Below are 22,710 nucleotides of genomic sequence, written 5' to 3' on the forward strand. Positions count from 1 at the left end.
GTACCCATGTCGCGTTTCAGCTCCCTTTATCACGACACCATTGTCCCCGAACTCATGAAGAAGTTCGGCTACAAGACTGTCATGCAGGTTCCGCGCATCACCAAGATCACGCTCAACATGGGCGTTGGTGAAGCCGTTAACGACAAGAAGAACATCGAATTCGCCGTCGGCGACATGACCAAGATCGCCGGCCAGAAGCCGATGGTCACCCGCACCCGCAAGGCTATCGCGAACTTCAAGATCCGCGAAAACATGCCGATCGGCTGCATGGTCACCCTCCGTGGCGAACGCATGTACGACTTCCTTGATCGTCTCGTTACGATCGCCTTCCCGCGCGTCCGCGACTTCCGCGGCGTGTCTGGTCGTGCTTTTGACGGCCGCGGCAACTACAACATCGGCCTCAAGGAACAGATCATCTTCCCGGAAATCGAATACGACAAGATCGATTCGATCCGCGGCATGAACATCTCCATCACCACGACGGCTAAGACCGACGAAGAAGCCAAGGCTCTCCTCGCTGGTTTCAGCTTCCCGTTCCGCAACTGAGGTTGACGCAAAATGGCAAAACTTGCTCTCATTAACCGCGAAGCCAAGCGCCGCGCGACGGTCGCTAAGTTCGCGGCCAAGCGCGCCGCCCTCAAGGCGATCATCAACGACGCTACCCGCTCGATGGATGAACGTCTCGAAGCCCGCGCACAGCTCGAAGCGCTGCCGCGCAACGCTTCCCCGGTCCGTCTGCGCAACCGTTGCGCGATTACCGGTCGTCCCCGTGGCAATTTCCGTAAGTTCGGTCTTTGCCGTGAAATGATTCGTGACGCCGCCATGCGCGGTGACATCCCCGGCCTCCAGAAGGCCAGCTGGTAAGCGAGGAGATTGCGAAATGAGTATGAGTGATCCGATCGCCGACATGCTGACCCGCATCCGCAACGGTCAGATGGTCGACAAGGCCGCGGTGGTTATGCCTTCCTCCAAGCTGAAGGTTGCCATCGCCAAGGTCCTCAAGGAAGAAGGCTACATCGAAAACTACGAAGTGGCGGCTAACAACGGCAAGAACGAGCTCAACGTTACGCTCAAGTACTATGCCGGCCGTCCGGTTATCGAACGCCTCGAGCGCGTGTCCCGTCCGGGCCTGCGCATTTACAAGAACCACGACAGCATCCCCCAGGTGATGAACGGTCTCGGCATCGCGATCGTTTCGACCCCGAAGGGCGTGATGACCGATCGCGCTGCCCGCGCGGCCGGCGTCGGCGGCGAAGTTATCTGCTACGTCGCCTAACCCGAGGAGTGTGAAATGAGTCGTATCGCTAAGATCCCCGTCACCATCGCCAAGGGCGTGACCGTTACGCTCACCCCCGAATATGTGACCGTCAAGGGTCCCGTGGGCGAAGTGAAGATGCACGTCCTGCCGCTCGTCAAGGTTACCGAAGCTGAGGGCCACCTCCACTTCGAACAGCTCGATGAGTCCCGTGAGTCCAACGCCAACGTCGGCACGATGCGTGCCCTCGTCAATGACATGGTGAAGGGCTGCTCGGTCGGCTTCGAAAAGCGCCTCGCCCTCGTCGGCGTGGGCTATCGTGCCCAGGCTCAGGGTGACAAGCTCAATCTGTCGCTTGGCTTCTCGCATCCGGTTGTGCACCACATGCCCGCCGGCATCAAGGTTGAGACGCCCACCCCGACTGAAATCATCATCAAGGGTGCTGACAAGCAGAAGGTTGGTCAGACGGCTGCTGAAGTTCGCGCTTATCGTTCCCCCGAACCCTATAAGGGAAAGGGTGTCCGTTATGCGAATGAGCATGTCGTGATCAAGGAAACCAAGAAGAAGTAATTCGGACGTTAGAAGATGATCAACAAGAAACAAAGCCGCCTGCGTCGCGCCCGCGCCACGCGCGCCCGCATTCTGCTGCAGAAGGTCGATCGCCTGACGGTCCATCGTACCAATCTGCACATCTACGCCAGCATCATTTCGGCCGACAATGGCCGCACGCTCTGCTCCGCCTCCACGGTCGAGCCGGAAGTGCGCGCTCAGCTCGCCAACCAGACTGGCCGTGGCGGCAACGTCGCCGCTGCCAAGCTCGTTGGTGCTCGCATCGCCGAAAAGGCGAAGGCTGCCGGTATTGAAACCTGCGCCTTCGATCGCTCTGGCTACCGTTACCACGGCCGTGTCGCCGCGCTTGCTGAAGCTGCGCGCGAAGCCGGCCTCAAGTTCTAACCGAGGTGCTGGCAATGGCTAAGGTTCAAGGTAAAAACGCGGTCGAAGAACAGGACGACGGCCTGCGTGAAAAGATGATCGCGGTCAACCGCGTCAGCAAGACCGTCAAGGGCGGCCGTATTCTCGCTTTCGCGGCGCTCACGGTTGTGGGCGACGGCGACGGCTCCATCGGCATGGGCACGGGCAAGTCCCGCGAAGTGCCGCAGTCCGTTACGAAGGCCATGGAACGCGCTCGTCACACGATGAAGCGCGTCCCGCTCAAGAACGGCACGCTGCATCACGCCGTTGAAGGCCGTCATGGCGCCTCCCGCGTCATCATGATGCCGGCTCCGGAAGGTTCCGGCGTCATCGCCGGCGGCCCGATGCGCGCCGTCTGCGACGCTGTCGGCATCCGCAACGTTGTTGCGAAGGCCTACGGCTCGACCAATCCGTACAACCTCGTCCGTGCGACGCTCAACGCCCTCGAAAACCTCCGCTCGCCCGCTGAAATCGCGGCCAAGCGCGGTAAGACGGTCGAAGAGCTGCTCGGCTAATCCGGAGTCCAAGACATGTCCGAAAAGAAGACCATCAAGGTCACTCTGGTGAAGAGCCCGATCGGGACGAACGCGGATCACCGCGCCACCGTTCTCGGTCTCGGCCTCAAGAAGATCGGCCAGACGCGCGAGCTCGAAGATACGCCCGCCGTTCGCGGCATGATCACCAAGGTTGCGTACCTCGTGCGCGCTGAATGATCCGAAGGATGACCCAAAATGCGTTTGAATACCATCAAGCCCGCTGAGGGCTCGAAGCACGCTCACCATCGCGTTGGCCGTGGTGTCGGCTCCGGTTGGGGCAAGACCGCGGGTCGCGGTCACAAGGGCCAGAAGTCGCGTGCCGGCGGCTTCCACAAGGTCGGTTTCGAAGGCGGCCAGATGCCGATGTATCGCCGCCTCCCGAAGCGCGGCTTCACGTCCCTCTCCCGCAAGTTCGTCGAAGTGGTTCGCCTCTCCGATCTCGAACGTCTCGGTGTCGATGAAATCGATCTGCTCGTCCTTAAGGAAGCCGGCGTTGTTTCGACGCTTGCCAAGGACGCTCGCGTGATCCTGTCGGGCGCCATCACCCGCAAGGTGACGGTGCGCGGCCTCGGCGTGACGAAGGGTGCCCGCGCTGCCATCGAGGCGGCCGGCGGCTCCGTCGCAGAGTAAGAGACAAACTGCAAGAGGATAGGACGTGGCGAATAGCCCCAGCTCAAAGCAGCAGTCAGGCCTCAGCAAGTACGGCGACCTTAAGGGTCGCCTGATCTTCCTGGCGCTTGCACTCGTTGTATACCGTATCGGCGCTCATGTGCCGGTTCCCGGTATTGATCCCGATATGCTCCAGCAGCTGTTCAATCAGCAGCAGGGCGGCATTCTCGGGCTGTTCAACATGTTCTCCGGCGGTGCTCTCTCGCGCTTTTCCGTCTTCGCGCTCGGCATCATGCCGTACATTTCAGCATCTATTATTTTTCAGATGCTGTCGTACGTGCTGCCGAGCCTGGAGGCGATCCGCAAAGAGGGTGAACAGGGCCGCAGAAAGATCACGCAGTACACCCGTTACGGGACGCTGCTGCTTGGTCTTTTCCAGGGCTTTGGCATCGCTGTAGCGCTCGAAACGCAGCCCGGGCTCGTTCTTGATCCCGGGTTCCTCTTCCGCATTACAACGACCGTTTCGCTTCTCACGGGCACCATGTTCCTCATGTGGCTCGGTGAGCAGATTACCGAACGCGGTCTCGGCAACGGCATTTCGATCATCATCTTCGCAGGTATTGTGGCCGGCCTTCCGAACGGCACGAGCGGACTCTTCCAGCTTGTGTCGACCGGTGCCATCAGTCCCCTTGCCGCGATTTTCGTGATCGCCATTGTTCTCGCCGTTACTGCTTTCGTGGTCTTCGTTGAGCGCGGCCAGCGCCGCATCACGGTCAATTACGCCAAGCGTCAGATCGGCAACAAGATCTATGGCGGGCAGAGCTCGTATCTGCCCCTCAAGATGAACATGTCGGGTGTTATTCCCCCGATCTTTGCTTCGTCGCTGATCCTCTTCCCGGCTACGCTGGCAGGTTGGTTTACCTCGGGCGACTCCACTCGCTGGATCCGCGACCTCGCGGCCGCGCTTTCGCCCGGACAGCCGCTTTACACGCTTCTCTACGCAGCGCTCATCATTTTCTTTGCCTTCTTCTACACGGCGTTGGTTTTCAACCCGAAGGAAACGGCTGAGAATCTGAAAAAGAGCGGTGCCTTCATTCCGGGCATTCGTCCGGGTGAGCAGACGGCGCGTTACATTGACCGCGTGCTCCTGCGTCTTACGCTCGGCGGTGCGGCTTATCTCGTCTTTGTGTGTCTCGTTCCTGAGTTCCTTAACCTCAAGTTCAACGTTCCCTTCTATTTCGGCGGTACTTCGCTGCTGATCGTTGTGGTTGTGACGATGGACTTCATGAGTCAGGTTCAGGCGTACATGATGACGCACCAGTACGAAAATCTGCTGCGGAAAACCAATTTCCGCGGTCTCACCCGGAAGTGATCCGCTTTCCGAAGTTCAGTCTCTGAACTTCTGGGTACGATCGCTTCCTGAGGCGGAAGAGACCAAAAAAGCTTTGAAAGGGCGGCTTATGCTGCCCTTTCAGGCTGAATGGAAAGCTCAACTTCCCACTGGCTATTCGGGTCAGCGGGAAGTTGCTCGCTATAAAGCTTTCCTCCGCACAACCGTTAAAGAGGCAAATTTTTGAAGCCCGGGCCTCTATTCGGTTGCGCGTTTCCGTAATGTCGATTATTATTCGACGTTTCTGCCGTGTGGGCATCGAAATTCCAAGCTCATCAGCTTGTGGAGATTATTTAAATGAAGGTTAGAGCTTCAATTAAGAAAATGTGCCGCAACTGCAAGATCATCAAGCGCAAAGGCGTTGTTCGAGTGATCTGCACTGACCCGCGTCACAAGCAGCGTCAAGGCTAAAGAGGTAACACAATGGCTCGTATCGCCGGTATCAATATTCCGCCGCAGCAGCATGCTGAGATCGGTCTCACTGCCATTTATGGCATTGGCCGTCCGCGTGCCCGCCAGATTCTCAATGCTTGCGGCATTCCCTGCACGAAGAAGGTCCAGGACCTCGACGACGCTGAACTCGAACGCATCCGTGATGCCGTTTCCAAGTTCACCGTTGAAGGCGATCTCCGTCGTGAGATCCAGCTTTCGATCAAGCGTCTGATCGACCTCGGCACCTATCGTGGCATGCGTCATCGCCGCGGCCTCCCGGTCCGTGGTCAGCGTACCCGCACCAACGCTCGCACCCGCAAGGGCCCGCGCAAGGTTGGCGTCACGCTCAAGAAGTAATTAAAGGTTAGTTATGGCTGGCAACAACTCCAAGTCCTCCGCTACCGCCCGCGGCCGCAAGAAGGTCCGTAAGGTCGTTACGGAAGGCATCGCTCATATTCACGCCTCGTTCAACAATACGATCGTGACGATCACCGACCGTCAGGGCAACTCCATTGCTGCCTCGTCGTCGGGTGCGCAGGGCTTCAAGGGCTCGCGTAAGTCCACCCCGTTCGCTGCTCAGGTTGCTGCGGACCACGCTGGCAAGATCGCCCTCGAACATGGCCTGAAGAACATCGAAGTCCGCATCTGGGGCCCTGGTCCCGGCCGCGAGTCTTCCGTGCGTGCGCTTAACGCGCTCGGCATCCGCGTCACCTCCATCCAGGACGTGACCCCGGTCCCGCACAACGGCGTTCGCCCCTCCAAGCGTCGCCGCGTCTAATACTCCAGAATTATTCATTCTGTTGTTGAATCCCGCGTCCGTTGTTCCGCATGCTGAGGCGGCACGGACTGAATGTAGGGAGTCCTACAGGATAAGAGAGGCATTTTTAAATGGCACGATATCTCGGTCCCAAGCTCAAGCTTTCGCGTCGCGAAGGCATTGACCTGAATCTGAAGAGCGCCCGTCGTTCGTTTGAGTCCAAAGTCAAGGACGTCGGCTCCAAGCCGGGCCAGCACGGCAAGATCTCCGGAGCCCGCATGTCCGACTATGGCAACCAGATGCGTGAAACGCAGAAGGCCAAGCGCATGTACGGCGTTCTCGAACGTCAGTTCCGTCGTTATTTCGCTGAGGCTTCCCGCCTTCGCGGTAACACGGGCGAAAAGCTCCTTCAGCTCCTTGAGAGCCGCCTTGACAACGTCGTTTATCGCATGGGCTTCGGCTCGACGCGCGCGGAAGCCCGCCAGCTCGTCAGCCATGGCGCCATCGAAGTGAACGGCCGCAAGGTGAACATTCCCTCCTACTCCGTTCGCGCCGGCGATGTGATCGCTGTTCGTGAAAAGGCTCAGAAGCAGGTTCGCATCGCCGAGGCTCTTGACCTCGCGCAGCAGAACGGCTTCCCGGCCTGGGTTGAAGTGGATGCCAAGAAGTTCACCGGCACCTTCAAGACCCTTCCGGCCCGCGACGAAGTCGCTCCGGAAATCAACGAAGCGCTCATCATCGAACGCTACTCCCGCTGATCTGGGAGGATCCTCTGGGCACCGAACAGTTCGTTCGGTGCTCTCCGGGTCGAAAGATCGATGCACACACGGCGAAACGCGGCTCCTTTTTCGAGCCGCGTTTTGTTCTTAAATTCATCCGCAAAATTCCCCTGGGTTATGCAAAGGAATTTTGCGGATGCATTTAAAATGCATCTGTTTAGGGACAGCTTGCGCCTCCAGCATTCTGTCCGCCTTTTCAGCCTTATCGGTGTAACGAGCCGAGGGTATTGAACCAAAAGGAACTTATTTAGAGATGGCTAATACAGCTCTCCTGAAGCCCACCAGCGTCGACGTTGACGTTGATCCGCAGAATCCCAACCGCGCCGTCATCACGCTCGAGCCGTTCGAACGCGGCTACGGCCACACGCTCGGCAATGCGCTGCGCCGCATTCTTCTTTCCTCCATGGTGGGTTTTGCCCCCACGGAAGCGCAGATCACCGGCATCGTTCATGAGTATTCCCAGATCGACGGCGTTCTCGAAGACGTGGTCGACATCCTTCTCAATCTGAAGGGCGTTGTCTTTAAGCTCGAAAAGCGCGATGAAGTCACTGTGATGCTCCGTAAGGACGGTGAAGGCGTCGTCACGGCTGCCGACTTTGATCTCCCGCACGATGTGACGGTTCTTAATCCCGATCACGTCATCGCTCACCTTTCCGGTGGCCGCCTTGAGATGCAGGTTAAGATCGAAAAGGGCCGCGGCTATCAGCCCGGCGACGTTCGCGGCTTCCGCGACGACTACTCCAAGAGCTCGATCGGCCGCATCATCATGGATGCGTCCTTCTCGCCCATCCGCCGCGTTGCCTATCAGGTGATGGCCGCCCGCGTTGCCCAGCGCACCGACCTCGACAAGCTCGAGATCACGATTGAAACCAACGGTGCCATCGGCCCGGAAGAAGCGCTGCGTGAATCCGTGCGCATTCTTCAGGACCAGCTCGCTGTCTTCGGCTCCATCCATCCGGAACAGGATGTTGAAGGTCAGAAGACGGACGACTCGGCCAATAATCCGCCGCCGCTCGATCCGATCCTCCTTCGTCCGGTTGACGATCTCGAACTTACCGTTCGTTCGGCCAACTGCCTTAAGGCGGAGAGCATCTACTTCATCGGCGACCTTATTCAGCGCACTGAGAATGAACTTCTCAAGACGCCGAACCTCGGCCGCAAGTCGCTCAACGAAATTAAGGAAGTCCTCGCCGCTCACGGCCTTACGCTCGGCTCCAAGCTCGAGAACTGGCCGCCTGCCGGTGCCGGCACGCCGGGTCTTACGGACCGCTGAAAATTTCTGAGCCCTAAGGCTTGATTACGGAAGGCGCGATCATATAAAATCGCGCCTTTCGTACATCAGTACGTCTTACGAGCGCCTCCACCCGACCGCTTCACTTCACGTGAAGATAGAAGATGACGGGGAAGAGCGCTTCAGTAAAGCCGGCATTCCTTGCCGGCCGATTTTAGATTCAAGGAAATTAGAAAATGCGTCATCGCAACGGCTATCGCAAGCTTAACCGCACCTCTGCTCATCGTCTCTCGATGCTGCGCAACATGGCTTGCTCCCTCCTCACGCACGAAGCCATCCGCACGACCCTCCCGAAGGCCAAGGAACTCCGCCGCGTCGTTGAACCCCTGATCACGCTCGCCAAGGAACCGACGGTTGCCAACAAGCGCCTCGCCTTCAATCGCCTCCGCGACCGCGACGTCGTCGTCAAGCTCTTCAACGAAGTTGCTCCGCGCTTCGCCAACCGTCAGGGCGGCTACACCCGCATCCTGAAGATGGGCTTCCGCAACGGCGACAATGCTCCGATGGCCTACATGGAACTCACCGAACGCGCCATGCCGGTTGAGGAAGTTGCTGCTCCGGCTCCTGCCGCCGCTGCTCCCGCCGAAGACGTCAAGGCTGAATAATTGCCTTGCGGCGCATCCCGCCTGACTGCGGGATGAGGTTCGAGAAGCCCGTATTTCCCTCTGGTGGAAGTGCGGGCTTTTCTATATTTCTTCATTCACAGACTCTAAGGAAATCGCCCATCATGGATTCCATGCGCATCGACAAATGGCTCTGGGCTGCGCGCTTCTTCAAGACCCGTTCCATTGCTCAGGACGAAGTGGGGCTTGGCCGCGTGCTGATCGGCGGTCAGCGAGCGAAGCCTTCACGCGACGTCCGCGTGGGCGACAGGCTTGAGATTCACCGGGGCGAAGAGGTCTTTACCGTTTACGTCGAAGGGCTTTCTGCTGTGCGCGGTCCTGCCCCGCAGGCTCAGCTTCTCTACAGGGAAACAGAAGAAAGCGTGAAGGCGCGGGAAGCCAAACGCGCCATGATGAAGCTCGCTTTTGAGCCTTCGACCACGATTCGCCAGGGGCGTCCCACTAAACGAGAGGGTCGGGAACTCCGCCGCTTCAAGGAAGAAGGATTCCGCTGAGAAGCCTGTTCAAACAAAAGGCCCGCCATTCTTCTTCAAGAGAATGCGGGCCTCGCGGCGGGATGAATTTTTTCCGCCGTCCCTTTGAGGAACGGCAGAAATGCTTCATCAGTAGTTGTAGCCTTCCTTGATCCAGCGAGCCACGTCGAGCGCGCAGTAGGTGAGGATGCCGTCAGCGCCTGCACGCTTGAAGCAAACCATGGTCTCGAAGGTGATCTTCTTTTCGTCGATCGCACCGGCAGCGGCGGCGAATTTAATCATCGCGTATTCGCCGGAGACGTGATAAGCAAAGGTCGGAGCACCGAATTCCTGCTTTACGCGCCAGAGAACGTCGAGATAAGGAACGCCCGGCTTCACCATGACCATGTCAGCGCCTTCGGCGAGGTCGAGGCCCACTTCCCAGAGCGCTTCATTGCCGTTGGCCGGATCCTGCTGGTAGACGGCCTTATTGGACTTGCCGAGATTCGAGGCAGAGCCCACGGCATCGCGGAAGGGACCGTAGTAGGAGGAAGCGTATTTGGCGGAGTAGGCCATGATGCGCGTATGGATGAGGCCTTCATCCTCGAGCGCCTTGCGGATGATGCCGATGCGGCCGTCCATCATGTCGGAGGGGGCAACCACGTCGGCACCCGCCTTGGCCTGAGCCATCACCTGCTTGACGAGCATCTCAATCGTTTCGTCGTTGAGAATGTAGCCCGTTTCATCAATGAGACCGTCCTGGCCGTGCGTCGTGTATGGGTCGAGCGCAACGTCGCACATGACGCCGAGCTGAGGATAGGCCGCCTTCAGAGCCTTGACGGCACGCGGAATGAGGCCGTCCGGATTGGCCGCTTCACGGCCGTCCGGCGTCTTGAGCGCATCCTCGATATGGGGGAAAAGCGCAATCATCGGAATTCCGAGCTCAACGCATTCGCCGGCGACCTTGAGAAGCTCGTCAATCGTCAGACGATCCACCCCGGGCATGCTCGGGACGGGTTCGCGGCGGGCGGTTCCTTCCATTACGAAGACCGGAAGAATCAGATCGTTCGGCGTGACGACATTCTCGCGCATCAGGCGGCGGGAAAAGTCGTCGTGACGCATGCGGCGCATGCGCACCATCGGATAGGCACCAAGAGTTTGCATTTCTATTACCTCTCGTTTGTTCCGGAGATGTCGCTCCGGACGGATGAAGTGTTTTCGCCTTCGGCAGCGGCTGCTGCGGAGGCTGGAGCCGGAAGCCAGGATTCAAGCGTTTCGATCAGCTGATCAACGCCTTCGCGCTTCAGGCCCGAGAAAAACTGCACGGAAACCTGAGGACCGAAGGCGGCGGCGCGCTCCTCGGCCTTGCGGAGCGTCTGACGGCGCTCCATGTTCTTGATCTGGTCGCACTTGTTGAGGAGCCAGAGCTGACGCACTTCGGGGCGTTCCCGCATGAAGTCGATGAGCCATTCATCGGTCGGCATGAAGGGGCGGCGCGAATCCATCACGATGACGAGTCCGGCAAGCTGACGTCGGCCGGCAATGTAGCCCCCCACCAGATCGGACCAGGATCCGCGGACGGATTCATTCGCCTTGGCGAAGCCGTAGCCCGGAAGGTCCACAAGGCGGCCGACCGTTTCGCGGGACTTCCCGTCGGGCGTTTTGCGTGAGAGCTCAAAGAAATTGATGAGCTGCGTGCGGCCGGGGGTTTTCGACGCGAAGGCGAGACGGGTCTTCCTCGTGATCACATTGATCGTGGTGGACTTCCCGGCATTGGAGCGTCCGGCAAATGCGATTTCAGGCTCTATCGTGGTCGGCAGCCCCGAAAGCTTGGCGGCTGAAATCTGAAAGCGGGCGGAATCGAAAAGGCTCACGTGTTGGGGTTCCCAAAAGTGGGCCGGCGGCAATGCCGCCGGCTGAAAGCATCATTATTCTAGGAATGAGAGCTTACAGGCGCGTTAATGCGGGTGCTCGCTCAGGTTCATGGAAATATGAGCGTTTTGCTTCAGAGCGTATGTCCGAAGATGTCGTTGGTCTGCATGGAGGTGCGGATGAAGGTGGTGCGCATCGTGAGCTCCTTCAGGCGCTTTGCGCCAACGTAGGTGCAGGCAGAGCGCACGCCGCCGAGAATGCCCTGAACGGTGCCTTCAACAGGCCCTCTTGCCGGAATGAGGACGGACTTTCCTTCCGCTGCGCGGTATTTCGCGACGCCTCCGGCGTACTTGTCCATGGCGTCCTTGCTGCTCATGCCGTAAAAGCGCTTGAAGGTTTTGCCGTCGATCTCAACGATTTCGCCTGCCGCTTCATCGTGGCCGGCGAGCATGCCGCCAAGCATGACGAAGTCTGCGCCGCCGCCGAAAGCCTTGGCGATGTCGCCGGGAACCGTGCAGCCGCCGTCGGCGCAAATGCGCCCGGAGAGGCCGTGGGCGGCATCAGCGCATTCGATGATTGCCGAGAGCTGCGGGTAGCCGACGCCCGTCATTTTGCGCGTGGTGCAGACCGACCCCGGACCGATTCCGACCTTGATGATGTCTGCGCCGGCGAGAACGAGTTCTTCAGCCATGTCGCCCGTGACGACGTTGCCCGCCATGATGACGTAGTCGGGGCAGGCTTCGCGCGCTTTCTTCACAAAAGAGACAAAGGCTTCGGTGTAGCCGTTTGCGACGTCGATGCAGAGATACTGAATCGCGCCTTTCGGGGCCTTTTTTTCTACTGCCAGGAATTTTTCCCAGTCGGCGTCGGAAATGCCGAGCGAATAGAAGGCGGTGTGCTTCTCTTCGAGCGATGAGAAGAAGTCGACGTATTCCTCCACTGAATAGTGCTTGCAGAGCGCCGTCGACATGCCGTGGCGGCCGAGCGCGCGGGCCATTTCGAATGTGCCCGTCGTATCCATGTTGGCGGCGATGATGGGAATGGCATGGTATTTCAGGGGCGAATGGCGGAATTTGAATTCGCGCGTGATGTCGACTTCGCTTCTGCTCGTGAGCGTGGAACGCTTCGGGCGGATGAGCACGTCCTTGAAGTCAAGACGAATGGTGTTCTCAATATGCATCGCGGGGCTCTCCTTCGGGATGAGCGGAGCCCGGAAGGAGGCTCCGTAAACGCAAAAACGCCGCATTCCGGGGCGATTTCCCGGAATCCGGCGTTAATTGATTCTACAGACTTTTGAGTATTTACCGGATGCTCATGCCAAGGGATTCAGCAAAGAGGCTGCGAACAGCTTCCGCGGACATGCCGGGTTTTTCCACAAGTCCGAGCGTTTCCTCGTCCCGCGTGAGGTCGAGCGCCGTCTGCGGACGGCGAAGCGGAATGACGCGGTCCCCGTCAACGAGCACTTCCATCGGCAGCGGGCGCGAATTGTAGGTTGAGGCCATTGCCATGCCGTAGGCGCCTGCCGTTCGGATGGCGAGGAGGTCTCCGGCTTCAATCGCGAGATTGCGGTCATTGCCGAGGAAGTCCGTGGATTCGCATACCGGGCCCACGATGTTGAGGATTTGCCGCGGGGCCTTCGGATTCGGCACCACGGGCTCGATCAGATGGTAGCTCCCGTAGATGGCCGGGCGGACGAGTTCGGTCATGGAGGCATCCACGATAGCAAACTGGCGCTCGAAGAGCCCGGATTTCAGGTATTGAACGGTCGTGAGAAGCGCGGCAGCCTGAGCAATGACGGAGCGGCCGGGCTCTACGAAAATTTCAATTCCGGGAACCGAGACTACCTCGCGGACAGCTTTTATGAGGGCGGGGATCAGCTCGGAAGGCTCCAGAGGCTTCTCATCCGGGTGATAGGCGACGCCTGCGCCGCCTCCCAGATCGATATGGTGAAGAACGATGCCGCGGCGTGCGAGTTCGTTCACAAATCCGGCAAGGACGGTCACCATCCGCAGATAGGGTTCCGCCGACTCCACCTGACTGCCGATGTGGCAGGAAATGCCCTCGATTCTGATCATCGGGAGCCTGGCGGCTTTTTCGTAAAGCGGAATAACGTCGGTAAGCTTCACGCCGAACTTGCTGTCGCCGAGACCGGTGGCGACATGCGCGTCGACATGGGCATCGATGTTGGGATTGACGCGCACGGAAACGTGCGCCGCAATGCCGAGGTGTTCGGCGACGGCATGAATGCGGTCAAGCTCGGCGGGCGACTCGATGTTGAAGCACTTGATCCCGGCGCGAAGCGCGAATGCGATGTCGGCGACCGACTTCCCGACGCCCGAAAAGACGACTTTCTTCGGATCTCCGCCCGCTTCCAGCGCGCGCAGAATTTCTCCGCCGCTCACGCAGTCAAAGCCCGTGCCCTGACGGGCGACAAGTTCGAGGATGCCGCGTGTGGAAGCGGCCTTCACGGCGTAGCAGACCTGGTGGGGTTCGGTCCCGAACGCTTTTTCGTAAGCCTCGAGCCGCTCCACAATGCCGGCGCGGGAATAGACGTAAAGGGGCGTGCCGAATCTGCGGGCGAGGTCCTTAAGCGGAATGTCCTCGCAGAAGAGCTCCCCCTCGGGCGAACGGTAGAAGGAAAGCCCCGGGGAGAGGTCGTCCGGACGGGTAAGATTGCGTTCAGCCATTGTCATCTCTCATTACCTCCCGGACTGAAAGGTTCCAGACTGGGCGGGTTCGCCCGGCATGTAGAGCGGCCCCTTGAGGCCGCATCCGGAAAGGATGAGGCACAAGGCCAGAGCGATGCCGGCAGCGCCGGCGGCAAAGGATTTTTTCATGGGAAGAAGGAAATGACGGAAACGGAATTTCTGGAAGAGGCCGAGGCGGAAATGAACCGCCTTCAGGATCATATTGAATCGAAGTACGAGGATGTCGACTGCACAAGGAGCGGGAACGTCCTCACGATAGAGCTTGAGGACGGCGCTCAGGCGGTCGTCAACATTCAGACCCCGATGCAGGAAATCTGGTTCGCTTCGCACCTGGGAGGCATGCACTTCAGGGAAACGAACAAGGGCTGGATCAATCCGCGCGACGGACGCACGCTCGAGGAAACCGTCGAGGGCGCAATTGATGCGCTTATGAGCCGCTAGGGCGCTTCCCGCTCGCTAGGAAGGCAGGGACGTCCCCCGTAGGCGAGTGCTTCCAATTTTATCTAGGGCGCTTCGTGAGGCGCTCCCCGCCATAAGGAAAAGATCCGTCGGAAAGGCGGGTCTTTTCCTCAGAAACTCTGCGGCGCGTCAGAAGATCTGATCGCGCACCAGGTCGCGGGCATCGAGGTCGCCCGAGAAGGCGTCGCCCCCCTTCACCGGGTCGCGATAGTAGTAGAGGCCGTCGCGCTCAACCACGGACTCGGGCTGAATGCGGACCGTTTCCGGCACGTTTTTGAGCGCAGTGCGCATGAAGTCGACCCAGATCGGGAGCACCAGGCCGCCGCCGGTTTCACGCGACCCCAGCGGTTTCGGCTGGTCGTAGCCCATCCAGCCGACAGCAACCGTATTGCCGGCATAGCCGCAGAACCAGGCGTCCTGACTGTCGTTCGAGGTGCCGGTTTTGCCCGCGATGTCGTCGCGCTTCAATTCTCTTGTCGCCCGGCGTGCGGTGCCGTTGATGGCAACCCGGTGCAGAAGCGAATTCATGACGAAGGCGTTTCTTTCATCGATCGCGCGGATCGAGGGATCACCCGCCTGGCGATTGGTCGCCTGCATCAGGGTTGCGCCCTGAGCGTCCGTCACCCGGTCAATGAGGTAGGGCTGCACGCGGTAGCCGCCGTTTGCGAAAACCATGTATCCCCCAAGCATTTGCCAGGGCGTAACGCTGCCGGCACCGAGCGCCATCGGGAGGTTGGCCGGGTGGTTTTTCCCCGAGAAGCCGAATCGCTCAATGTACTGCTGCGCATAGGCGGGCGTGATCGACTGCATGATGCGGATCGTCACGAGGTTCTTGGAAAGCTCGAGGGCCCGGTAGAGCGGCATCGGACCATCAAAGCGTCCCTCATAGTTTTTGGGTTCCCAGAGCTTGTTGCCCGTCAGCTTGGGGTCGATCGAGATCGGCGCGTCGTTGATGATGGTTGAAGCCGTGAAGCCTTTTTCGAGCGCCGCAGAATAAATAAAGGGCTTGAAGCTCGAGCCCGGCTGACGCCACGCCTGCGTGACGTGGTTGAACATGTTGAGGTTGAAGTCGAAGCCGCCCACGAGCGCCTTGACGGCGCCCGAGTTGAAGTCTGCGGCGACAAAGGCCGTTTCAACACGGGGCACCTGGGCAAGGGTCCAGGTTTCGGCAGCGTTTTTCCCGGTAAGCGGGTGCATCACGCGGATAACCGACCCCGGTCGGATAGGCGTAATGCCGCGTGCGGGCTTCTTCGCGAGATGCCGGCGGCCGAACCTGAGGCTTTCCTTGTCGAGCGTGATGGTTTCCGATGGGGAGATCGCCGCCACGATTTTTTCGGGCGACGCTTCCGTCACGACGGCGGGGAGCATGAAGGGCGAGGAAGCGGTTTTCGAGAGCGCGGCGCGGATGGCTTTTGCACGGTCGCCGGAGCTTCCGAGCTCCACAAAGTCCTCGGGGCCGCGATAGCCGTAGCGGCGGTCGTACGTGATGAGCTGGCGGCGGACGGCGTCGACTGCAGAACGCTGCTCGTCCATGCGGATCGTGGTGTAGACATTGATGCCGCGCGAATAGGTTTCGTCGCCGAAGATGTCGAACATCATCATGCGGGCGAGTTCGGCGGCGTAATGCGCCGTCACCTTGTCCGCGCTCGCATTGGCGTTTGCCGGGGCATCTTCCTCCACCACGCGGCGCACCTGCATCGGGAGCGATTTTTCCGTCTGGTAGGTGAGGTCGTCGATGTGTCCGAGGTCGTACATTCGCCGCAGCACGTAGTTTCTGCGCATCGTTGCGCGCGTCGGATTCGCAATCGGGTTGTAGGCAGAGGGCGCTACCGGAAGACCTGCGATGGTCGCGGCTTCGCCGACGGAAATGTCGTTGAGCGGCCGGCCGAAATAGGTTCTCGCCGCGGCGGCGAACCCGTAGGCGCGCTGACCGAGGTAGATCTGATTCATGTAGATCTCGAGAATCTGGTCCTTCGTGAGCTCGTGCTCGATCTTGAAGGACATGGCGATCTCGTAGAGCTTTCGCGTATAGGTGCGCTCGGTCGTCAGAAAGAAGTTCCTCGCCACCTGCTGCGTGATGGTGGAGCCGCCCTGACCGCGCCGGCCCGTCAGGATGTTGATGAGCGCCGCACGCACGATGCCCGTGATCTCGATCCCGGGGTGCTCGTAAAAGCCGTCGTCCTCTGCCGAAAGGATCGCGTACTTCACGTGATCCGGAACATCGGCGAGCTTCACAAAGTCGCGCCGTTCCTCGCCGAATTCGCCGATCAGCTTCCCGTCTGCGCTCCAGACGCGAAGCGGCACCTTGGGGCGGTAGTCCGTGAGCGCATCAATGGGAGGAAGTTCGCGATAAATATATGCAAAGACGAAAACGAGAAGCAGAATCCCGGAAAGTGCTCCGGCTGCGCCTATTCCGATCACCCATTTGAGAACGCGCCAGAAGGCGGAGGGTCTGGAGGATTTCTGAACCTTCTTTTTGGAACGGGCAATCGGCACGGGCGGGGTCCTCAGAACAGAGAGTAGTGACGGAAAGGAAAATGTCCGTGATTATAAAAACTGCGTCCCGGCTGTGCCCCTCTTTCATTGGACTGCGGCAACAAGCTTTTGCAGTTTTCCCGTTGGGATAATGCTTACTGCCGACCCTCCGGAGGGGTATTGAACCCGGTCTCTGTCGTAAAATTGTCCGCTCCATGGACTGCCCGCCCGGAATTTGTGCCGGGCATTTTTTGGCAGTCTGCAATGAACAATCGTTCACTTTTCTTCCCTATACATGTCCGCAGCGCGCATTTATCACGAAAGCCTTGTCGTGGGGCCCGAATCCATTGATATTCAGGGGCACGTCAACAACCGCGAGTATCTCCGGTGGATGGAGCATGCCGCGACAGCGCACGCCGCAGAGATCGGCTGGGGCATTGAGGCGCTCAAGGCCGCGAAGCGCGCATGGGTTGCGCGCGAGCACTGGATTGAGTATCTGCGCCCGAGCTTTGAGGGAGAAAAACTGGACGTCTACACCTGGATTCAGAGCGCGCACGGCGCGGCGAGCCTCAGGCGCTACGCAATCCGCCGGGGCGAAACGCTTCTTGTCGTGGGTGCGACTGAGTGGGTATATATCGACGCCGAACGCGGCCGCCCGGTGCTGCTCCCCGCGGCGGACCTCGCGCACGTGGCGCTGATTGCGGCCGATGACCCGGAGCTCAAGGTGCTCGGGATCGCGCGGCCGATCCGGTTTTCGCCCGGCGCGAATCTGCTCGGACTCAAGGAGGCGTAACCGGTGGCGCTCGATACCTATCTCTCGATCAAGAATCTCTCCTTCGGCTACGGGAGCCGCAGGATCCTCGAGAATGTCTCGATGGACTTCGGCCGCGGCAAGGTGGTTGCCATCATGGGCGGCTCCGGCATGGGAAAGACGACGCTGCTCAAGCTGATCGGCGGGCTCCTCACGCCCGATGCGGGCGAAATCCGCGTGGGCGGAGAAAAGCTCGATCCCTCGGACCGCAAGGGTCTTTACCGGCTTCGCCGCCGCATGGGGATGCTTTTTCAGTTCGGAGCGCTCTTCACCGATCTTTCCGTCTACGACAACGTTGCATTTCCGATCCGCGAGCAGACGAATCTCGACGAAGAAACCGTGCGGGATCTTGTTCTCATGAAGCTCAATGCCGTGGGACTGAGAGGCGCGGCCAATCTCATGCCCGCGGAAATTTCGGGCGGCATGGCGCGCCGCGTTGCGCTCGCGCGCGCCATTGCGCTTGATCCGGCTCTTATTCTTTACGACGAACCCTTTGCGGGGCTTGACCCCATTTCGATGGGCGTGACGGCGCGCCTTATCCGGGCATTGAATGACGCGCTCGGGGCGACTTCGCTCATCGTCACGCACGACGTGGCGGAGACCTTTGAGATTGCCGACTACGTCTACATGATTTCGGACGCGCGCGTGGCGGCCGAAGGCGACCCGGAATCGCTCAAGGTATCGTCCGATCCCTTTGTGAAGCAGTTTGTCGGGGGACTTCCCGACGGTCCGGTTCCCTTCCAGTACCATGCGCCCGACTATGCTTCGGACCTCGGATTCAAGCGCGGGAGGAATCAATAAATGACGGACCTTCTCGCAAAGCTCGGCGTCTGGGTGCTCGGACTCTTCGAATCGACCGGGCGCTTCGGCATCTTTTCGTGGCAGGTGCTTTCGCGCCTCTGGGGCTCGGGATTCGGCAACATCATCCAGCAGATCCACTTTATCGGGAACTATTCGCTCCTCATCATCGGGGTGTCGGGTCTTTTCGTTGGATTCGTGCTCGGGCTCCAGGGCTACTACGTGCTTGTGAGCTACGGGAGCGAGGAAGCGCTCGGCGTTCTGGTGGCGCTCTCGCTCGTGCGCGAGCTCGGACCCGTTGTCACCGCGCTTCTTTTTGCCGGGCGTGCCGGTACGGCGCTGACGGCGGAAATCGGCCTCATGCGCTCCGGCGAGCAGCTCGCCGCCATGGAAATGATGGGGGTCGACCCCTTCCGGCGGGTGCTTGCGCCCCGCTTTATCGGCGGATTCGTCGCCATGCCCGTGCTTGCGCTCATCTTTTCCGCCGTCGGCATCATCGGCGCTTGGATCGTCGGCGTGGGCCTCATCGGTACCGACAGCGGCTCCTTCTGGTCGCAGATGCAGGCAGCGGTCGACATTTTCCATGATGTCGGCAACGGCTTCATTAAAAGCGTCGTCTTCGGCATTGCCGTGACGCTCGTTGCGCTTTATCAGGGCTATGCCTCGAGACCGACGCCTGACGGCGTTGCGCATGCGACGACGATTACGGTCGTCGTCTCCTCGCTTCTCGTTCTCGGGCTCGACTTCATCATGACGGCCTCGATGTTCACCGTGGTTTGATTTTCTTCCAGCAGAGAAAGAACAATGCAGAAAACTCGCTCTCTCGAAATAATGGTCGGCTTCTTCATCGTGCTCGGCTTTGCAGCGGCGCTCTTTATGGCGCTTCAGGCGGCCAACCTGGGAAGCTTTTCCTTCGGGCACAAGACCTATGCGGTAACGGCGGACTTCGACAACATCGGGGGCCTGAAAGCTCGTGCGGCAGTGAAAAGCGCGGGCGTCGTCGTCGGACGCGTGCGCTCCGTCGTTTTTGACCCGGAAACTTTCCAGGCGCGCGTGACGATGGATATGGATGCCAAGTATCCGTTCCCGGACGACAGTTCAGCCAAGATTCTCACATCGGGGCTTCTCGGCGAACAGTACGTCGGCATTGAAGCGGGCGCGGACGACAAGAACCTTGAGGAAGGTTCGGTCATCCGCCGCACGCAGAGCGCCGTGGTGCTGGAGAACCTGATCAGTCAGTTCCTCTATTCGAAGGCTGAGGACGGCGGGAAGTAAAAATGAAGAAGCAGTTATTGAGGCCTCTCGGCGCGGCCGCAGTTTGTTCAGCGCTTTTTCTCGCCGGGTGCGCTCAGGTGCCGCCCAATGCGGGGGAGAACCCGGCGGATCCGTATGAGTCCTTCAACCGCAACGTGTATGCCTTCAACGATGCGCTCGACCGCGCGGTGGCAAAGCCCGTGGCTGAAGCCTACGCTGCATGGACGCCCGAATTCATGCAGACGGGGGTTTCAAATGCGATGGACAACCTCGGCGAACCTACGAATACGGTGAACAACCTCCTGCAGGGAAAGGCCGACAAAGGAATCGGAACCTTCTTCCGTTTTCTGGTCAACTCCACCTTCGGCATCGCCGGCCTCTTTGACGTGGCGTCCGAGATCGGACTCGAGAAGGCTCCCGAGGATTTCGGTCAGACGCTGGGCGTCTGGGGCGTGGGCGAGGGTTCCTACCTCGTGCTCCCGGTGCTCGGGCCCTCCTCAACCCGCGACTGGGCGCGTTATCCGGCAGGGTGGGCCACAAGCCCGACCACCTGGGCGCTTTGGGATGAGGACTGGTACTGGAGTGCCGGGCTCTGGCTCGTTGACGGGCTCGACACCCGGGCGCGGCTTCTCGAGCTTGAGAAATTCCGGGAGTCGACCGTTGACGAATATGCCGCCGTTCGCGATGCATACCTGGCGGCGCGCCGCCGCGCGGTAGCGGACGGCGAGGCCATGGATGCCGAAGAAGAGCTCGAGACGCTCACGCCGCTCGATTTCGATGATGAGGAATAAGTTTCCGCAAAAAGAAAAGATCACAGGGAGAATCAATACCATGCAGCGCAGAACATTTCTTTCGAGTTCGCTCATTGCGGCCGCCCTTGCCGCAGCGCCTATCCTTCCCGTCTGGGCGGCCGGGAGTCTCCCCTACGACGACAAGGGGGATCCCTTCGCCTTCGTGGTGGATCTTTCCAATGCCGTGCTCGAGCGAATCCGCGGGAGCGACTCGCTGAAGTCGGGCAATATTGATGCGCTTCGCGAGCTTGTCGACGGCATCATCATGCCGGCAACCGACTTCACGATGATGACCCGCATGACGGTGGGGCCGAAGTGGAGAACGGCGACGAAGGAGCAGAGGAAGGCGCTCGAAGAGGGTTTTGAGACGCTTCTCATGCGCGTTTATGCGGGCGGGCTCTCAGCAGTGAAGGATCAGAAGTGCGAACTGAGGCCCACGCGCGTGAAGACCGTGCGCCCGGAAATGGTGATCCGCACGCTTCTCACGAGCGGCTCGGAGAATCCCATTGCGCTCGACTACCGCATCTATCAGGCGAAGGACAAGAGCTGGAAGATCGTCGACGTCAATATCGAAGGGATCTGGATGGTGGAAAACTACCGTTCGCAGTTTGCATCCGTTCTTTCGCAGGACGGCGTTGACGGGCTGATCCGGCTCTTCAACGAAAAGGGAGCGGAGCTCGCCGAAACCATGAAGAAGAAAGAGGCTTCGAAGTGAGAGTCGCAGAGGAAGTCATCGATTTCGAGAATGCCCCGGCCGTAAAAAGGGAGCTTCTCAGGGCGCAGGCATCGGGCGACTTCACGGTTGATCTTTCGGATGTGAAGCGCGCCGACAGCGCCGCGCTTTCCGTGCTGCTTTCTGCTCGAAGAAAAGCAGAAGCGCTCGGGGGGCGCCTCGCGATCGAAGGGCTTCCCGCCGATCTCAAAACGCTCGCTCGTCTTTATGGCGTCGAGGAGATTCTCGGGCTTCCGGTTGAAAAGACGACCGAGCGCTGAAGGCCGGGGTTCTCTTCCGATTCTTCTTCCCCACCAGAACAACAGATTTTCTAAAAAGCAGTATTCATGGAAAAGCTCAAGATCCGCGGCGGACGCCGCCTTGTCGGCGAAGTCCGCACCAGCGGAGCAAAGAACGCCGCGCTCCCGATTCTCTGCGCCTCGCTTCTGACGGCCGGAGACCTGAAGCTCACGAACGTGCCGGATCTTGCCGACGTGCGCACGATGCTCCTTCTTCTGGAAGGAATGGGCGTGAAAGTCAGGCGTGAGGGCCATGAAGTGACGCTCAATGCGGGGGCGCTGACGAGCACCGTTGCGCCCTATGAACTCGTCAAGACGATGCGCGCGTCGATCCTGACGCTTTGCCCGCTCGTCGCGCGCTTCGGCGCCGCCCGTGTGAGTCTTCCCGGCGGCTGCGCCATCGGCGCCCGCCCGGTGGATCAGCACATCAAGGGCCTGAGAGCGCTGGGCGCCGAGGTGAGAATCGATCACGGCTACGTCGACGCTCAGTCGCCGCGCCTGAAGGGGGCACGCATCATCACCGATATGGTGACGGTGACGGGAACGGAAAACCTCATGATGGCAGCGGTGCTCGCGGAGGGCGAAACCGTCATTGAAAATGCTGCCCGGGAGCCGGAGGTGGTGGATCTTGCCAACTGCCTTATCGCCATGGGGGCAAAGATTACCGGGGCGGGGACGCCCACCATCGTTATCGAGGGGGTGAAGACCCTCCACGGTGCAGAACATCGGGTTGTCGCCGACCGCATTGAGGCGGGAAGCTACCTTTGCGCGGCAGCCGCCACGCGGGGCGACGTTCTCGTCACGCACTGCGTCCCCGGAGATCTGGAGGCCGTGACGGCGAAGCTTCGCGAAATGGGCGCTTCGATCGAATCGGGTGCCGACTGGCTGCGCCTTCGGATGACGGGACGACCCAAGGCCGTCAGAATCCGCACGACTCCGCATCCGGGTTTCCCGACAGACATGCAGGCGCAGTTCATGGCCATCGCCGCGATTGCGGAAGGCGCGTCGGAAATCACCGAAACGATTTTCGAAAACCGCTTCATGCATGTTCCCGAACTCGCCCGCATGGGAGCGAAGATCTGCGTCAACGGCCATACGGCTGTGGTTACGGGCGTTGAAGCGCTCGAAGGGGCTGCCGTGATGGCAACCGACCTGCGCGCCTCTGCGTCCCTGGTCATCGCAGCGCTTGCTGCCCAGGGCGAAAGCACGGTCGATCGTCTCTATCATCTTGACCGGGGCTACGAGCACATGGAAGAGAAGCTTCGGGGGCTCGGTGCGGATGTCGAGCGCATCCGCAGCTGAAAAAAGCTAGACCTTGGTACAGGTTGACCGATCAGCCGCTATCATCCAATATTCATGCTGAGGGGCGTCTTTTCAAAGCGCCCTCAGACAAACGTTTTTCTCAAAAAAAGCGGGAGCGGTCTTTTGCTAAAGC

The 22,710-nt window shown here is 59.8% G+C and carries 31 protein-coding genes; 25 read left to right on the forward strand and 6 right to left on the reverse strand.

All coding sequences use genetic code 11. From position 1 onward, the window contains the following. Positions 1-6: 6 nt before the first annotated feature. The 16 genes from rplE to FG381_RS08540 all read left to right on the forward strand — a co-directional run bounded on the left by rplE (position 7) and on the right by FG381_RS08540 (position 9,138). Complete coding sequence (rplE, locus tag FG381_RS08465; protein WP_139688410.1) at positions 7-546, forward strand: 50S ribosomal protein L5; 540 nt, start codon at positions 7-9, stop codon at positions 544-546. Positions 547-558: 12 nt separating this feature from the next. Then, positions 559-864 carry a 30S ribosomal protein S14 gene (rpsN, locus tag FG381_RS08470; RefSeq protein ID WP_139688411.1) on the forward strand — a complete coding sequence of 102 codons (306 nt, stop codon included), beginning with the start codon at positions 559-561 and terminating at the stop codon, positions 862-864. Positions 865-880: 16 nt separating this feature from the next. Then, positions 881-1,276, forward strand: coding sequence for a 30S ribosomal protein S8 (gene rpsH, locus FG381_RS08475; protein WP_139688412.1), 396 nt, complete (start codon positions 881-883; stop codon positions 1,274-1,276). Between the two features lie 15 nt (positions 1,277-1,291). Further along, on the forward strand, positions 1,292-1,825 hold the full coding sequence (gene rplF, locus FG381_RS08480; RefSeq protein WP_139688413.1) for a 50S ribosomal protein L6: 534 nt from the start codon (positions 1,292-1,294) through the stop codon (positions 1,823-1,825). 18 nt (positions 1,826-1,843) lie between these two features. Continuing rightward, entirely contained in the window at positions 1,844-2,209 is a 366-nt protein-coding gene (gene rplR / locus FG381_RS08485; RefSeq protein WP_174857881.1) for a 50S ribosomal protein L18, read from the forward strand. Between the two features lie 14 nt (positions 2,210-2,223). Then, complete coding sequence (rpsE, locus tag FG381_RS08490; protein ID WP_139688415.1) at positions 2,224-2,742, forward strand: 30S ribosomal protein S5; 519 nt, start codon at positions 2,224-2,226, stop codon at positions 2,740-2,742. A 15-nt stretch (positions 2,743-2,757) separates the two neighbouring features. Further along, on the forward strand, positions 2,758-2,940 hold the full coding sequence (gene rpmD / locus FG381_RS08495; RefSeq protein ID WP_139688416.1) for a 50S ribosomal protein L30: 183 nt from the start codon (positions 2,758-2,760) through the stop codon (positions 2,938-2,940). 18 nt (positions 2,941-2,958) lie between these two features. After that, on the forward strand, positions 2,959-3,393 hold the full coding sequence (rplO, locus tag FG381_RS08500) for a 50S ribosomal protein L15 (RefSeq protein WP_139688417.1): 435 nt from the start codon (positions 2,959-2,961) through the stop codon (positions 3,391-3,393). 25 nt (positions 3,394-3,418) lie between these two features. Next, positions 3,419-4,744, forward strand: coding sequence for a preprotein translocase subunit SecY (secY, locus tag FG381_RS08505; RefSeq protein WP_139688418.1), 1,326 nt, complete (start codon positions 3,419-3,421; stop codon positions 4,742-4,744). A 315-nt stretch (positions 4,745-5,059) separates the two neighbouring features. After that, positions 5,060-5,173 (forward strand): 50S ribosomal protein L36, encoded by a 114-nt coding sequence (gene rpmJ / locus FG381_RS08510; protein ID WP_139688419.1) that lies wholly within the window; start codon positions 5,060-5,062, stop codon positions 5,171-5,173. Positions 5,174-5,185: 12 nt separating this feature from the next. Further along, on the forward strand, positions 5,186-5,551 hold the full coding sequence (rpsM, locus tag FG381_RS08515; RefSeq protein WP_139688420.1) for a 30S ribosomal protein S13: 366 nt from the start codon (positions 5,186-5,188) through the stop codon (positions 5,549-5,551). 13 nt (positions 5,552-5,564) lie between these two features. After that, a complete protein-coding gene (gene rpsK / locus FG381_RS08520; RefSeq protein ID WP_139688421.1) occupies positions 5,565-5,972 on the forward strand; it encodes a 30S ribosomal protein S11 in 408 nt (135 codons plus the stop codon). 110 nt (positions 5,973-6,082) lie between these two features. After that, a complete protein-coding gene (gene rpsD, locus FG381_RS08525; protein ID WP_139688422.1) occupies positions 6,083-6,709 on the forward strand; it encodes a 30S ribosomal protein S4 in 627 nt (208 codons plus the stop codon). Between the two features lie 274 nt (positions 6,710-6,983). Continuing rightward, positions 6,984-8,003 (forward strand): DNA-directed RNA polymerase subunit alpha, encoded by a 1,020-nt coding sequence (locus FG381_RS08530; RefSeq protein WP_139688423.1) that lies wholly within the window; start codon positions 6,984-6,986, stop codon positions 8,001-8,003. Positions 8,004-8,197: 194 nt separating this feature from the next. Continuing rightward, on the forward strand, positions 8,198-8,626 hold the full coding sequence (gene rplQ, locus FG381_RS08535; RefSeq protein ID WP_139688424.1) for a 50S ribosomal protein L17: 429 nt from the start codon (positions 8,198-8,200) through the stop codon (positions 8,624-8,626). Positions 8,627-8,748: 122 nt separating this feature from the next. After that, entirely contained in the window at positions 8,749-9,138 is a 390-nt protein-coding gene (locus FG381_RS08540) for an RNA-binding S4 domain-containing protein (RefSeq protein WP_139688425.1), read from the forward strand. Between the two features lie 108 nt (positions 9,139-9,246). Here the strand turns inward: FG381_RS08540 and hemB are convergent, their stop codons facing one another. The 5 genes from hemB to lptM all read right to left on the reverse strand — a co-directional run bounded on the left by hemB (position 9,247) and on the right by lptM (position 13,805). Next, complete coding sequence (hemB, locus tag FG381_RS08545; protein WP_139688426.1) at positions 9,247-10,260, reverse strand: porphobilinogen synthase; 1,014 nt, start codon at positions 10,258-10,260, stop codon at positions 9,247-9,249. A 5-nt stretch (positions 10,261-10,265) separates the two neighbouring features. Next, entirely contained in the window at positions 10,266-10,970 is a 705-nt protein-coding gene (gene yihA, locus FG381_RS08550) for a ribosome biogenesis GTP-binding protein YihA/YsxC (RefSeq protein ID WP_139688427.1), read from the reverse strand. Between the two features lie 131 nt (positions 10,971-11,101). Further along, entirely contained in the window at positions 11,102-12,148 is a 1,047-nt protein-coding gene (locus FG381_RS08555; protein ID WP_139688428.1) for a GMP reductase, read from the reverse strand. 121 nt (positions 12,149-12,269) lie between these two features. Further along, positions 12,270-13,655 carry a diaminopimelate decarboxylase gene (gene lysA / locus FG381_RS08560; protein WP_226960330.1) on the reverse strand — a complete coding sequence of 462 codons (1,386 nt, stop codon included), beginning with the start codon at positions 13,653-13,655 and terminating at the stop codon, positions 12,270-12,272. 12 nt (positions 13,656-13,667) lie between these two features. Further along, positions 13,668-13,805 carry an LPS translocon maturation chaperone LptM gene (gene lptM / locus FG381_RS08565; protein ID WP_139688429.1) on the reverse strand — a complete coding sequence of 46 codons (138 nt, stop codon included), beginning with the start codon at positions 13,803-13,805 and terminating at the stop codon, positions 13,668-13,670. Between the two features lie 12 nt (positions 13,806-13,817). Here lptM and cyaY point away from each other — a divergent pair, with 12 nt between their 5' ends. Next, complete coding sequence (cyaY, locus tag FG381_RS08570) at positions 13,818-14,117, forward strand: iron donor protein CyaY (RefSeq protein ID WP_139688430.1); 300 nt, start codon at positions 13,818-13,820, stop codon at positions 14,115-14,117. Positions 14,118-14,264: 147 nt separating this feature from the next. On the opposite strand, the gene FG381_RS08575 is transcribed toward cyaY, so the two are convergent. After that, complete coding sequence (locus FG381_RS08575; RefSeq protein WP_139689178.1) at positions 14,265-16,625, reverse strand: penicillin-binding protein 1A; 2,361 nt, start codon at positions 16,623-16,625, stop codon at positions 14,265-14,267. A gap of 280 nt (positions 16,626-16,905) precedes the next feature. On the opposite strand from FG381_RS08575, the gene FG381_RS08580 reads away from it, so the two are divergent. From FG381_RS08580 to murA, 8 genes are all read left to right on the forward strand, one after another. Then, positions 16,906-17,403, forward strand: a complete 498-nt coding sequence (locus FG381_RS08580; protein WP_139688431.1) for an acyl-CoA thioesterase — start codon at positions 16,906-16,908, stop codon at positions 17,401-17,403. 3 nt (positions 17,404-17,406) lie between these two features. After that, positions 17,407-18,222, forward strand: a complete 816-nt coding sequence (locus FG381_RS08585; RefSeq protein WP_139688432.1) for an ABC transporter ATP-binding protein — start codon at positions 17,407-17,409, stop codon at positions 18,220-18,222. Continuing rightward, on the forward strand, positions 18,223-18,999 hold the full coding sequence (gene mlaE / locus FG381_RS08590) for a lipid asymmetry maintenance ABC transporter permease subunit MlaE (protein WP_139688433.1): 777 nt from the start codon (positions 18,223-18,225) through the stop codon (positions 18,997-18,999). A 24-nt stretch (positions 19,000-19,023) separates the two neighbouring features. Continuing rightward, complete coding sequence (mlaD, locus tag FG381_RS08595; RefSeq protein ID WP_139688434.1) at positions 19,024-19,494, forward strand: outer membrane lipid asymmetry maintenance protein MlaD; 471 nt, start codon at positions 19,024-19,026, stop codon at positions 19,492-19,494. A gap of 2 nt (positions 19,495-19,496) precedes the next feature. Beyond that, the gene (locus tag FG381_RS08600) at positions 19,497-20,264 is read left to right on the forward strand and encodes an MlaA family lipoprotein (RefSeq protein ID WP_139688435.1); all 768 of its coding nucleotides are present in this window, start codon (positions 19,497-19,499) and stop codon (positions 20,262-20,264) included. Positions 20,265-20,304: 40 nt separating this feature from the next. Further along, positions 20,305-20,979, forward strand: a complete 675-nt coding sequence (locus FG381_RS08605) for an MlaC/ttg2D family ABC transporter substrate-binding protein (protein WP_139688436.1) — start codon at positions 20,305-20,307, stop codon at positions 20,977-20,979. After that, positions 20,976-21,257 carry an STAS domain-containing protein gene (locus tag FG381_RS08610; protein ID WP_139688437.1) on the forward strand — a complete coding sequence of 94 codons (282 nt, stop codon included), beginning with the start codon at positions 20,976-20,978 and terminating at the stop codon, positions 21,255-21,257. Before FG381_RS08605 ends, FG381_RS08610 begins: the two co-directional genes overlap by 4 nt. A gap of 66 nt (positions 21,258-21,323) precedes the next feature. Next, a complete protein-coding gene (gene murA / locus FG381_RS08615) occupies positions 21,324-22,577 on the forward strand; it encodes a UDP-N-acetylglucosamine 1-carboxyvinyltransferase (protein WP_139688438.1) in 1,254 nt (417 codons plus the stop codon). Positions 22,578-22,710: the final 133 nt, after the last annotated feature.

The organism is Sutterella faecalis (assembly GCF_006337085.1).
Taxonomy (GTDB): Bacteria; Pseudomonadota; Gammaproteobacteria; order Burkholderiales; family Burkholderiaceae_F; genus Sutterella; species Sutterella faecalis.

Excerpts from the sequence above, each read along its gene's own strand:
- rplE (WP_139688410.1), top strand. The coding sequence starts at position 7 with ATGTCGCGTTTCAGCTCCCTTTATCACGACACCATTGTCCCCGAACTC.
- rpsN (WP_139688411.1), top strand. The coding sequence starts at position 559 with ATGGCAAAACTTGCTCTCATTAACCGCGAAGCCAAGCGCCGCGCGACG.
- rpsH (WP_139688412.1), top strand. The coding sequence starts at position 881 with ATGAGTATGAGTGATCCGATCGCCGACATGCTGACCCGCATCCGCAAC.
- rplF (WP_139688413.1), top strand. The coding sequence starts at position 1,292 with ATGAGTCGTATCGCTAAGATCCCCGTCACCATCGCCAAGGGCGTGACC.
- rpsE (WP_139688415.1), top strand. The coding sequence starts at position 2,224 with ATGGCTAAGGTTCAAGGTAAAAACGCGGTCGAAGAACAGGACGACGGC.
- rpmD (WP_139688416.1), top strand. The coding sequence starts at position 2,758 with ATGTCCGAAAAGAAGACCATCAAGGTCACTCTGGTGAAGAGCCCGATC.
- rplO (WP_139688417.1), top strand. The coding sequence starts at position 2,959 with ATGCGTTTGAATACCATCAAGCCCGCTGAGGGCTCGAAGCACGCTCAC.
- rpmJ (WP_139688419.1), top strand. The coding sequence starts at position 5,060 with ATGAAGGTTAGAGCTTCAATTAAGAAAATGTGCCGCAACTGCAAGATC.
- rpsM (WP_139688420.1), top strand. The coding sequence starts at position 5,186 with ATGGCTCGTATCGCCGGTATCAATATTCCGCCGCAGCAGCATGCTGAG.
- rpsK (WP_139688421.1), top strand. The coding sequence starts at position 5,565 with ATGGCTGGCAACAACTCCAAGTCCTCCGCTACCGCCCGCGGCCGCAAG.
- rpsD (WP_139688422.1), top strand. The coding sequence starts at position 6,083 with ATGGCACGATATCTCGGTCCCAAGCTCAAGCTTTCGCGTCGCGAAGGC.
- FG381_RS08530 (WP_139688423.1), top strand. The coding sequence starts at position 6,984 with ATGGCTAATACAGCTCTCCTGAAGCCCACCAGCGTCGACGTTGACGTT.
- rplQ (WP_139688424.1), top strand. The coding sequence starts at position 8,198 with ATGCGTCATCGCAACGGCTATCGCAAGCTTAACCGCACCTCTGCTCAT.
- FG381_RS08540 (WP_139688425.1), top strand. The coding sequence starts at position 8,749 with ATGGATTCCATGCGCATCGACAAATGGCTCTGGGCTGCGCGCTTCTTC.
- hemB (WP_139688426.1), bottom strand. The coding sequence starts at position 10,260 with ATGCAAACTCTTGGTGCCTATCCGATGGTGCGCATGCGCCGCATGCGT.
- FG381_RS08555 (WP_139688428.1), bottom strand. The coding sequence starts at position 12,148 with ATGCATATTGAGAACACCATTCGTCTTGACTTCAAGGACGTGCTCATC.
- lysA (WP_226960330.1), bottom strand. The coding sequence starts at position 13,655 with ATGGCTGAACGCAATCTTACCCGTCCGGACGACCTCTCCCCGGGGCTT.
- lptM (WP_139688429.1), bottom strand. The coding sequence starts at position 13,805 with ATGAAAAAATCCTTTGCCGCCGGCGCTGCCGGCATCGCTCTGGCCTTG.
- cyaY (WP_139688430.1), top strand. The coding sequence starts at position 13,818 with ATGACGGAAACGGAATTTCTGGAAGAGGCCGAGGCGGAAATGAACCGC.
- FG381_RS08580 (WP_139688431.1), top strand. The coding sequence starts at position 16,906 with ATGTCCGCAGCGCGCATTTATCACGAAAGCCTTGTCGTGGGGCCCGAA.
- mlaE (WP_139688433.1), top strand. The coding sequence starts at position 18,223 with ATGACGGACCTTCTCGCAAAGCTCGGCGTCTGGGTGCTCGGACTCTTC.
- mlaD (WP_139688434.1), top strand. The coding sequence starts at position 19,024 with ATGCAGAAAACTCGCTCTCTCGAAATAATGGTCGGCTTCTTCATCGTG.
- FG381_RS08600 (WP_139688435.1), top strand. The coding sequence starts at position 19,497 with ATGAAGAAGCAGTTATTGAGGCCTCTCGGCGCGGCCGCAGTTTGTTCA.
- FG381_RS08605 (WP_139688436.1), top strand. The coding sequence starts at position 20,305 with ATGCAGCGCAGAACATTTCTTTCGAGTTCGCTCATTGCGGCCGCCCTT.
- murA (WP_139688438.1), top strand. The coding sequence starts at position 21,324 with ATGGAAAAGCTCAAGATCCGCGGCGGACGCCGCCTTGTCGGCGAAGTC.